7 protein-coding genes are annotated in these 10,115 nt (G+C 59.4%); 4 read left to right on the top strand and 3 right to left on the bottom strand.

The annotated features are described in order from the left end of the window. Positions 1-682: 682 nt before the first annotated feature. The 3 genes from ILT44_RS28775 to ILT44_RS28765 all read right to left on the bottom strand — a co-directional run bounded on the left by ILT44_RS28775 (position 683) and on the right by ILT44_RS28765 (position 5,608). Entirely contained in the window at positions 683-2,179 is a 1,497-nt protein-coding gene (locus tag ILT44_RS28775) for a GMC oxidoreductase (protein ID WP_204243039.1), read from the bottom strand. A 214-nt stretch (positions 2,180-2,393) separates the two neighbouring features. Then, positions 2,394-3,704, bottom strand: a complete 1,311-nt coding sequence (hisD, locus tag ILT44_RS28770) for a histidinol dehydrogenase (protein ID WP_204243038.1) — start codon at positions 3,702-3,704, stop codon at positions 2,394-2,396. A 101-nt stretch (positions 3,705-3,805) separates the two neighbouring features. Next, a complete protein-coding gene (locus ILT44_RS28765; RefSeq protein ID WP_204243037.1) occupies positions 3,806-5,608 on the bottom strand; it encodes a thiamine pyrophosphate-binding protein in 1,803 nt (600 codons plus the stop codon). A 174-nt stretch (positions 5,609-5,782) separates the two neighbouring features. Between ILT44_RS28765 and ILT44_RS28760 the strand changes: the two genes are divergently transcribed. The 4 genes from ILT44_RS28760 (at position 5,783) to ILT44_RS28745 (ending at position 9,738) form a co-directional block, all read left to right on the top strand. Next, entirely contained in the window at positions 5,783-6,616 is an 834-nt protein-coding gene (locus ILT44_RS28760) for a helix-turn-helix domain-containing protein (RefSeq protein WP_204243036.1), read from the top strand. 108 nt (positions 6,617-6,724) lie between these two features. Further along, positions 6,725-7,420, top strand: a complete 696-nt coding sequence (locus ILT44_RS28755; RefSeq protein ID WP_204243035.1) for a hypothetical protein — start codon at positions 6,725-6,727, stop codon at positions 7,418-7,420. 3 nt (positions 7,421-7,423) lie between these two features. Continuing rightward, positions 7,424-8,797 carry an aspartate ammonia-lyase gene (locus tag ILT44_RS28750; RefSeq protein ID WP_204243034.1) on the top strand — a complete coding sequence of 458 codons (1,374 nt, stop codon included), beginning with the start codon at positions 7,424-7,426 and terminating at the stop codon, positions 8,795-8,797. A gap of 56 nt (positions 8,798-8,853) precedes the next feature. Further along, positions 8,854-9,738 carry a sugar phosphate isomerase/epimerase family protein gene (locus tag ILT44_RS28745; RefSeq protein ID WP_204243033.1) on the top strand — a complete coding sequence of 295 codons (885 nt, stop codon included), beginning with the start codon at positions 8,854-8,856 and terminating at the stop codon, positions 9,736-9,738. The last annotated feature ends 377 nt before the right edge of the window (positions 9,739-10,115 follow it).

The raw sequence follows: 10,115 nt of genomic DNA, 5'->3' as shown, positions 1-10,115 counted from the left end.
ATGCCGTCTGTCCCACGTGGAATTACACGCTCTCGCCGCGAACTTGAATTGGCAAATAGTTGCCTGCCAAGCCCTAATCCGGTCCGGCGGGCCTGCACATGGGTCGCATTCCTCTCTATACACCACCCGATACACGGCCTCGAGCAGAACTCATCTGAGTTATCAGTGCTTTAGACGCTGCAGGTGTCGACAACGCGTCTCCCCCGGCGAGCAACGTTTGGCTGGCTGAGAAAGTCCTTGGAGTGACAAGGATGTGGATGACTTGAACGGTCCAGAACGAGTCGGGAACCGAGATTCCCTGCATGTTCAGAACGTCCGGTTTGCTGAGGATAACTGCTTTTGCGCTTAGGTGTCAGGAATGCCAAATTCAGAGCTTATGCTGCGATGGAAGGCCGCGGACAAGACGCCGCGCAACAACTCCGCCTCATGGGATAGCCTAGATTACCACTACGGCGACTCTACCTCTACCTGCACCATAGGTGATCATTGCCGCTACAGTCCAACTCAGCATCTCCTACTCTCTTGCGAGGTGGGCAGACCGTCGTGGATACACAGATGACCAATGGCCAAGGTCGTCTATAATCCGGCAGGATACAGCGAACTAAAGCATTGCGACCCCGTTGGTGCGTCAACCCACATCATCCCAGAAGGGCCAGCCTTCTTCATTCGCATCAATCGCTACCTACCGCAGGTACTCCACCAGAGTGGGAGCCGCTCTGAGCGCGAGCGCGGATACAGTCAGCGCCGGGTTCACTGCAGCCGAGGTCGGAAGGACGGAAGCATCCGTGATCCAGAGGTTCGGCAGATCGTGCGAACGCAGTTCCGTGGTTACCACCGACGTGGAAGGGTCGTTGCCCAATCGTGCGGTACCGCACTGGTGCGAGGTTGTCTTGCGCCCAAAGGTGCGTGAAAGTACGATAGGGAAACCGGCCTTCTTCATCGCTTCCCGCGTGCGCTCAATTAGCGTCTCGTGGGCACGCATGTTGCTGCGTTCCCAATGCATAACGATGCGGCCATCCTTCCACATCACACGGCTCTCGGGATTGGGTAAGTCTTCGCTCTGCAGGAACCAGCCGAATGCATAGGCCGATACCATCCGGGCGATCGGCATGGGTAAGGCCGGAATATTCGCTTTGAGTACCGCGCCCGTAAGGCGCCCCAGCCCCTGGACATTGCCCAATGGATATCCGGTCTTCGGATCGCTGTTATAGAAGTCGTTGAAGCTCAGCGTCTTCTGGTAGACGGACGTGTTGCGAAGACGGGGGTCGATGGTGATCATCGCAGTGCTGTTGTGGTTCATGAAATTGCGTCCCACCTGATCCGAGCGGTTCGCGAGACCTGTGGGGTTGGCGGCGTTGGCGGATCGGAGCAGCAGCGCGGCCGATTGGATAGCGCCGGCCGCTACTGCGAAGGCTCTAGCTGTGAGGCGCTCCTCTCTGCCATCGCGCTTAACGATGGCAGCGACGACGGTCTTACCGTCCGCGCCGGTTTCGAGACGCAGTACTTCGGTCTCAGTCATCAGAGACACGTTGGGATGCGCCAACGCGTCGGTCAGCGGACCGGATTCTGCGTCTATCTTCCCCTTCCCGGTATTTGGGTAGGCATCCCAGCCGGTCTTTCCTTCGGCCAGCCATGCATCGATGTCGATCGCCAGTGGCAAGGATGCCGCATGGATTCCTGCTCGGCGCAGACGTTCGCGCACCGTATGCATGGAAGGCTCGTCTGGTACCGCAGGGAATGGATATTGTCCGCTGCGCGGCGGTTCGGTCGGATCCTCTCCGATTGTCCCGCGAACTCGGAAGAGCTGCTCAGCCTTGGTGTACCAGCTCTCAAGGTCTTCGTAGCGAAGCGGCCAACCGGGAGATTTGCCCTCCATGTGCTGGCGTGGAAAGAAGTCCTCCTCACGATATCTGTACATCACCGCGCCGTAGAACTTCGAGTTTCCGCCCACAGCGTAATAGTTGCCGGCGACGAACGGCGTGCCGTCCGACCCCATCCATTGCTCGGTTGGGGCGAAATGGCCTCGCAGGAAGATAGCGGCGTCATCACGGGACTCCTTGCTGGGCAGGAGCTTCAGCCCCTTCTCCAAAATGAGAACCTTGAGTCCGGACGGCGCCACGGCGGAGGCCAATGTGGCCCCGCCAACACCCGACCCGATGATAATGAGATCCGCGTCCATTTCAGTGATCCAAGGGCCTGGTAAAGATTGGATTTAGTCGAAGGCAACGAATTGTACGGCTGCTCGCTCGACGCTCGAGGAGGAAAGTGATCCGGCGACGTGGGAAGAATGTCGCGCCGCCGGATGGCCTAGCGATTAAGCGTGAAAATCGATAGAAATCAGGCAGTTGGCCATTGGTCTCTACCCTATGCTTTCGCAGTCGCCCTTGGCTACCTCAAGAAGCCTTTACGGCCGAGCCGTAAGGGACGTTGATCCGACCGTAACGCCGCACGCGGATATTCGCCTGCTCAGCGTGGCCGACGAAGCCTTCCATGTGGCACAGCCGTGAGGCATAGGAGCCGATCATGGCCGACGCCTCATCGGTCAGGACCCGCTGGTAGGTGCAGTTCTTGAGAAACTTCCCGACCCAGAGCCCGCCGGTATAACGGGCGGCCTTGAGCGTGGGCAACGTGTGATTGGTACCGATTGCCTTGTCGCCGAACGCCACATTGGTACGGGCACCCAGGAAAAGCGCGCCGTAGTTCTTCATGCGATCAAGGAATACGTCCGGATCCTCTGTCATGACCTGCACGTGCTCGGACGCGACGCGATCGGCCTCGGCAATCACCTCGTCGATCGTGTCGCAGAGGATGATCTCGCCAAAATCCTCCCAGGCCTTGCCTGCGACTGCGGCCGTGGGAAGGATCTCGAGAATGCGGTCAATCTGCGCCAACGTGTCCTTGGCCAGCTTCTCGGAGTTAGTGATGAGGACTGCCGGCGAGTTGGAGCCGTGCTCCGCCTGTCCCAGAAGGTCGGTAGCAACAATCTCTCCGTCGACGCTGTCGTCGGCGATCACGAGGGTTTCAGTCGGACCTGCGAAAAGGTCAATGCCGACTTGACCGAACATAAGCCGCTTGGCCTCGGCCACGTATGCGTTGCCCGGGCCTGCCAGCATGTCGACCGGTCGGATGGTCTCTGTGCCATAGCCCATGGCGGCAATGGCCTGGACACCACCGAGCACGTAGATCTCGTCGGCTCCCGCCAGAGCCTGTGCGGCCACGATCTTGGAAGCGATCTCGCCCTTGAACGGTGGCGCACAGGTGATCACGCGGTCGCAGCCGGCGACCTTAGCGGTCAGCACGGTCATATGTGCCGACGCCAAGAGCGGGTATTTGCCGCCTGGCACGTAACATCCGACATTGGCGATTGGGATGTTCTTGTGGCCGAGGACAACGCCCGGAAGTGTCTCGACCTCGAGGTCCAGCATGGTAGCCCGCTGAGCTTCGGCGAAATTTCGGACCTGGGTCTGCGCGAAGTCGAGGTCGCTGCGTTCCTGCTTCGTGAGACCATCGATACACGCCTTGATTTCGGAATCTCCGAGCCGATAGCTGCTTCTATCGAGGCCGTCGAACTTGATGCTCAACTGCCGAACTGCCGCGTCCCCGCCTTCCTCCACCTGCTTGAGCAAATCGGTGACGGTGGCGGTCACCGCGGGATCGGTCGTGACGCCCTGCTGGATACGCGCGATCTTGATGTGGCGGATCATGGTAAAAGTCTCTCTTGATCGGCACTCCGGTCAATGCCAGGAGCAGGCCGCTCGGTTGTTCTGGACGAGGTGCGAGGAGCCCGCGCGCGGGCTCCAGCCGATTAAAGATGCTGCTCCTTGGCGCGCATCGCGGCGTAGTCCGCCTGCTCCTTCTCGTAGTAGGACGGCGATGGGAAGTCCCACCAGCCGGTGGCGAACGGGCCGGCCGCGTCTCTGGAAACGATCACCTCGACCAAGGCCGGACCGCCGCATTCCAAAGCGGCTTTCAAGCTCTTCTCCAAGTCTTCATTCTTCTCGACGCGCCATGCTTCGAGACCGAAGGCGCGAGCCGTCGCTGCGATGTCGGCCGAGTAAGGTTCGCCATTGCCCGCGTGGTGATTAAACTCCGACGCAACGTGGCGACCCATGAACTTGCGCTGACCGCCGCGGATCGACATATAGCCCTGGTTGTTGAGGACCAGGAAAACCACGTTAATGCCGTTCATCACGGCCGTGCCCATTTCCGGAAGGGACATCATAAAGTCGCCGTCGCCTACGATGGCGACCACCTGGCGCTCAGGCATGGCGAGCTTGGCGCCCATGGCTGCCGGCACAGCCCAACCCATCGGGGAGAATGATCCGGACGTGATATGCGTGCGCGGACTGTAAATCTTGAAGCTCTGCTTGACCGAGCCTTGGGTGTTGCCGGAGCCAACCACCACGATGCCATCGCGGTCGAGCACCTTGCGAAGGGCGACAAGTGGACGCTGCGAAGTGAACGGCGTCTCATGGCTGCTCTCACGGGGGGAGACTTGGGCGACCCAGTCCGCCTTGGCTTTGTTGATATCGGCAAGGAAGCTCTCGCGCTTGGACAGCGCCTTGGCAGAGTCCGCATCCGAGAGCAGCGAAACGATGGCTTCAAGAGCGACCTTGGCATCAGCGACGATGCCGACCTCGGTCGGGTAGGTTTTGCCGATCTCGCGAGGGTCGAGGTCGATGTGGATTAGGCGACCCGGCGGAATCGAGAAACTGACGCCCTTGGCATAGGAGGATGCCGACCAGTCGGTGAAGCGACAGCCGACGGAAACGATCACGTCCGCCGATGCCGTAATGCTGTTGCCGGCCGTGGTGCCGGTCTGGCCCACCGCACCGACGAATAGCTCATGGTCCTCGTTGATAGCGCCCTTGCCGTTCCATGTGATGGACACAGCGGCACCGATCTTCTCAGCGAGTTGGGTGAGCGCCTCAGAGGCATTGGCGGTGATCGCCCCGCCGCCGGCCACGATCACCGGGCGCTCTGCAGACATCAGGACCTTGACCGCGGCCTCGATAGCTTTGGGATCCGGATAGGCGATGCCGATCGGCAGACGCTTGTCCAGCGGGTGGATGGTCACGTCCTCGGCCTCGACCTGCACGTCCATTGGCACTTCGACATGGACCGGACCCGGGCGACCGGTTAACATCTCGCTGAATGCGCGATGCATGATCGATGGCAGTGCCTTGACTGAGCTTGCCTGCCACGTCCGCTTGGTCACCTGCTCGGTGATGCGAGCGAAGGCGTTGTCCTGCTGGCGCTCGATCTCCTGCATGGTTCCGTGACCATGCATGTAGGTCTGCGGCGAACCCGAGACGTAGAACAACGAGGTGGAGTCGGTATAGGCAGTCGCGAGACCGATGATGGTGTTCGTAGCCCCAGGACCGACCGAGGTTGCGCAGGCCATCGGCTTGCCGGAGGCCCGAAAGTAACCGTCGGCCATGTGCACAGCGCTCTGCTCGTGCATCACCTGGATGAACGGGATCTGTGATTCCGGCTGCAGGAAGGCGTCGAAAAGGGACCAGATGCCATGTCCTGGCACGCCTGCCACATACTCCACCCCATAGTCCTTGAGTGCCCGCGCTACAACTTCACCACCGGTGAGCTTCATCGTCATCCTCCCTCTTTCATCGCGGCGGTCGACCGCAAAAAGTATCTTGGCGCCAAGTTCGTCCCTACGCTCTTGACCTAAATGCTCGTTAACGGAGAGCGCGCTTGCAACTTCGCACGCATACGAATACTGACGCATTATGAAGCGCAAGCATGCGAGGGAGGAGTATAAGCTATGCAGGAAGACGATCTCGATCTAACGCGCATAGAGCGCTTTGCGGCCAATCTCCGCTATGTGTGCGACCAGCGCGGATCCGTGTCCAACATATGTCGGAAGGCGCAGATCAACCGGCAGCAGTTCAACAAGTACCTGGCCGGCAAGCACCTGCCCTCCAAAGCCAACACCCGCATCATCGCCAATTATTTTGGCTTGAGCCCGGAGGTGATGTTCTCCGACAGCGATGAGTTCCAGGCTCTCGTCGAAGGCAATTTCTTCGAAACGTTCAACCGCTTGCGTCGCCAACCCCAGGCGATCAAATTCCTATCATCCGTGATGGGCTCTGCCGAGACATCCGGGCCGTCGTTAGTAGGTGTCTACGATCGCTACCAGTACTCGTCGATTTATCAACGCAGGATACTCAAGGCATCACTCTGCATCTATCGCGGTCCGGACCTGTTACAGCATACCTACGTCGAACGATTCCCCAGCCACGACAACCCAAGCATGACGGCGTATACGTTCCGGTATCATGGTTTTGTTCTGCCGATCGAAGGTCGCGTCTTCACCATCGACTTCGAGAGCATCCAGCGGAACGAGTTGACCTTCGGAATTCTGTCCGCAGTCCAGCGCAGTTCGAAGACGTTCATGTTCGGTATAACCAGCGGCATCGCGGCCAGCATGTTCCGCCAACCCTTCTCGACCCGACTGGCGTTGCACTATCGCAAGCCGGGCCTCCTGACGCGCTCTGACCTGGAGGGCACGACGACGCTCGACATGAACCATCCGAGTATTCCACGGGAAATCCGAGAGTATCTCGGCGACAATCCCGACATGATCATGCCGCACTGAGGTCATCTGCGTCACTCTGCGTCACTAAAAGATGCGTCGCGAAATGGTCACCCTGACCGTCGCCATGGTGTTTTAGCCTCCCAGGAGAATTTGCGAGCGGAGGAGCTAATGACAAATGAAGTGAGGAAGTTGGCATTTGCCGACGACTTTATCTACGCGGAGCTGGTCGAGAACCCGAGGAATTTCGCCGTCGACGATGCCGTGGTGGTAAACCTCTCGCCAAGACCGCTGATCACCGGCGACGAGCATCCGGCGATCGTGCCCGCGTGGAAGTCCACCTGGTTGAAGGGCGGAATCATACGCGACGGCGAGAAGGCCGCGCTCATCAAGGTCCGGAGAAAGACCAACCTAGGCGGAGCCGGCCTCCGGGGCTGGGATTGGCTGGGCAACCGCATCCGCAGCTTTCCCAGGGATACACCGCTTTACATCTCCTCGTTCGACCATGCAGGCACCGTGCGGACCGACCCCTTCGTGTTCACCAACGAGAGGTCCACTCCCGAGCACGAGCAGGAGTTCGATCTGCGGCTGAACCTCTGGTGGTCACCGGGCGACACGGATTGCTTCATCCACAATGAACACCCCTTCCTCGAAGTGCACACCCAGATCCACGGCATCGGCCGCATGCAGAAATTCCGCGAGCGTGACGAGAGTACGATCTACGAGGATGTCGTGCTGCCGATCGGCGCTTCACACGATCCCTTCTGCCGAGTTACGGACGAGAACCAGTGGACCTACCCCTGGCACCGCTACTACGCCGATACCGACTCCATCTGGCTTGCAATCGAACTGCACCCCAAAGCCTGAACCATGCCAAACGCTAGATTATCTAATACGAGGACCGAGCGCGATGCGCTCGGTTCCCTCCTTCTTCCTTTCAATGCGCTGTACGGGGTTCAAACCGAGAGAGCCGTCAACAATTTCAGGGTTTCCGGCATCACCCTCTCCCAATTTCCGGAACTGGTCAAAGCGCTTGCCGAGACCAAAAAGGCCGCTGCCAGAACGAACGCGCGTCTGGGCTTGCTCCCCCCCGAGAAAGCCGAGATCATTGAACGCGTCTGCGATGAGATCACAACGGGCCAGCATCTCGACCACTTCCCAGTGGACGTCTTCCAGGGCGGTGCTGGCACCTCAAGCAACATGAATATCAACGAGGTCATCGCCAATCGTGGGTTGGAGCTGATGAACCGCCCCTGCGGCGATTACGAACGCCTCCACCCGAATGACGATGTCAATCGGTCCCAGTCCACCAACGACGTGTATCCCACCGCCGTCAGGATCGCTGTCGCCCGTCAGATACAAACGCTTTGCGAAGCCCTCTTGCGTCTCTCCGACGGGTTCGTTGCAAAAGGAGTCGAGTTTGAGCACATCGTGAAGCTCGGTCGTACGGAACTGCAGGACGCGGTCCCTATGACATTGGGAGCGGAGTTCCGTGCATTCGGTACTACGATCCGGGAAGATGTCGACCGCCTATCCTCCACATTGAGCTTGCTCTCCGAGGTGAACCTCGGTGGTACAGCCGTTGGGACGGGTGTCACGGCGCCGGCCGACTACCGTGCACAGGTTGTTCCTGAGCTGGCTCTGATCACCGGGCTCGAACTGCGTGGCGCGTACGACTTGGTGGAAGCGAGTTGGGACACCGGCGTTTTTGTGCACGTGTCCGGCGTGATGAAACGCGTCGCGACCAAGCTGAGCAAGATTGCCAATGACCTGCGTCTCCTCTCGAGCGGTCCAAGAGGTGGCCTCGGCGAGATCAAGCTTATGCCGATGCAGCCAGGTTCGTCGCTCATGCCGGGCAAGGTAAACCCCGTGATCCCCGAGATGGTCAATCAGGTGGCCTTCCACGTCATCGGCAGCGACCTGGCAGTCACGTTTGCGGCCGAGGGCGGTCAGCTCCAACTGAACCCATTTGAACCCTTGATAGCCTTCAGCCTGCTGCAGTCGCTGGCGCTCCTCAGCAACGCTGCCGATATCTTTCGCTCTCGGTGTGTTGAGCTCATCGAGGCGGACGAGGAACGATGCCTTGCGAACCTTGAGGCGAGCACCGCCAACTTCACTGAGCTTGTTCCATTGGTCGGCTACGAAGAAGCCTCCCGACTGGCCAAGGAAATGCTCAAGACAGGGAAATTGTGGAAGGACACACTACCAGAGGTCAACCAAAGCATCGCGGCGAAGGCTGTCTAGCTGAGCTGCGTTCCAACCCTACCTTACACCCAGCACGAGGAGCCGAGGGCCCTGCCATGACCGATCGGACCAATTCCCTGATCCTCCACACCACTGTGACGAAATACTCTACGCTCGCCATGGACGCGGAACTCGCCCGGGAGATCGCCTTCGACGGCATAGAGCTGTCGGCCTCCAAGGTCGGGAACTACTTGGAAGCCGGTTACTCAAAGGAAGAGCTTCGACAGACCCTGATGGGCCTAAATATTCCGACGCTCGGCTTCGTGACCGATATTGAGCGCACAGGTGAGGCGTTCGACGAACTAGTGAAGGAGGCCGAACTCCATTTCGAGCTGGCTGCAGCAGCCGGCGCCACCGCAGTCCAGCTCATCACGGGCCCGATCCAGGTCGACGCCGTCCGTGCATACATGTCGAAGACAGGGTTCGCGGGATATAGCGGTCTGTTGGGTCTGGACATCGCTGAACAAATTAAGATAACGGCATCGAATGTCGCCGCCTTGGCGGACCGGGCGCAGCACTTTGGTCTCCTCGTCAATTTCGAGGCTCTGGGTTGGACGCCGCTCAACAAGCTTGAGCACCAGCTTGAGGTGATCGAACGGACCGGCCGCGACAACGTTCGTCTGATAGTTGACTTCTGGCACTGCTACGTGTCGGGCGATACACCCGAGCAGGTTGCGAAGCTCCCGGCAGGACTCATCTATGGGATCCATGTCTGCGATTCCCGACAGTTTGCCGGCGGGATTCCCGACGAGTCTGTACTCCGCAACGTCTCGACCGGAGAAGGTGTGCTCGATCTCCAGGAATGGGTGGATGCCGTCAAAGCCACCGGATATGCCGACTGGTGGAGCTGCGAACTCTTCTCCAAGCGCGATTGGCAGGGGAACAGCCGTTCCGTGGCTGGCAAGCTGCACGATCTCATGGGAAGACTGATCCGTCCGTAAGTGAAGATGACGGCGCGGCTTGGGCCGACGTCGACGTCGGCATGCGAGCGATATTGATCTCCGCGCATCCGGCGGTCAATTGGCGGACGAGAGCGTCGCACGCCTGACGGCCATCCCTGCCATCGACATGGTGCTAGAGCATCGGCTCCTTAATCGGACGCATATCCGGCGGCTCTGAGGTAGTTCCAGCACTCTTGTGGTTCGAACAGGTTGCAGATGTCACCGAGCGCTCGCCAAAGCGTGTCAACAGTCCGGGCTTCGGCCTTGCGTAGATGCGCTTTGATCTTTGCGAAGACCTGCTCGATCGTGTTGCCATGATGCCTCTCAATGACTGCTTCCTGTTGACGTTCAGTCTGCTGGCTGGATGCGAGCTACGG

Source organism: Microvirga arvi (genome assembly GCF_016892765.1).
Lineage (GTDB): Bacteria > Pseudomonadota > Alphaproteobacteria > Rhizobiales > Beijerinckiaceae > Microvirga > Microvirga arvi.
The sequence above is the reverse complement of the archived record's forward strand: the minus strand, read 5'-3'. Positions and strand labels throughout refer to the sequence as shown.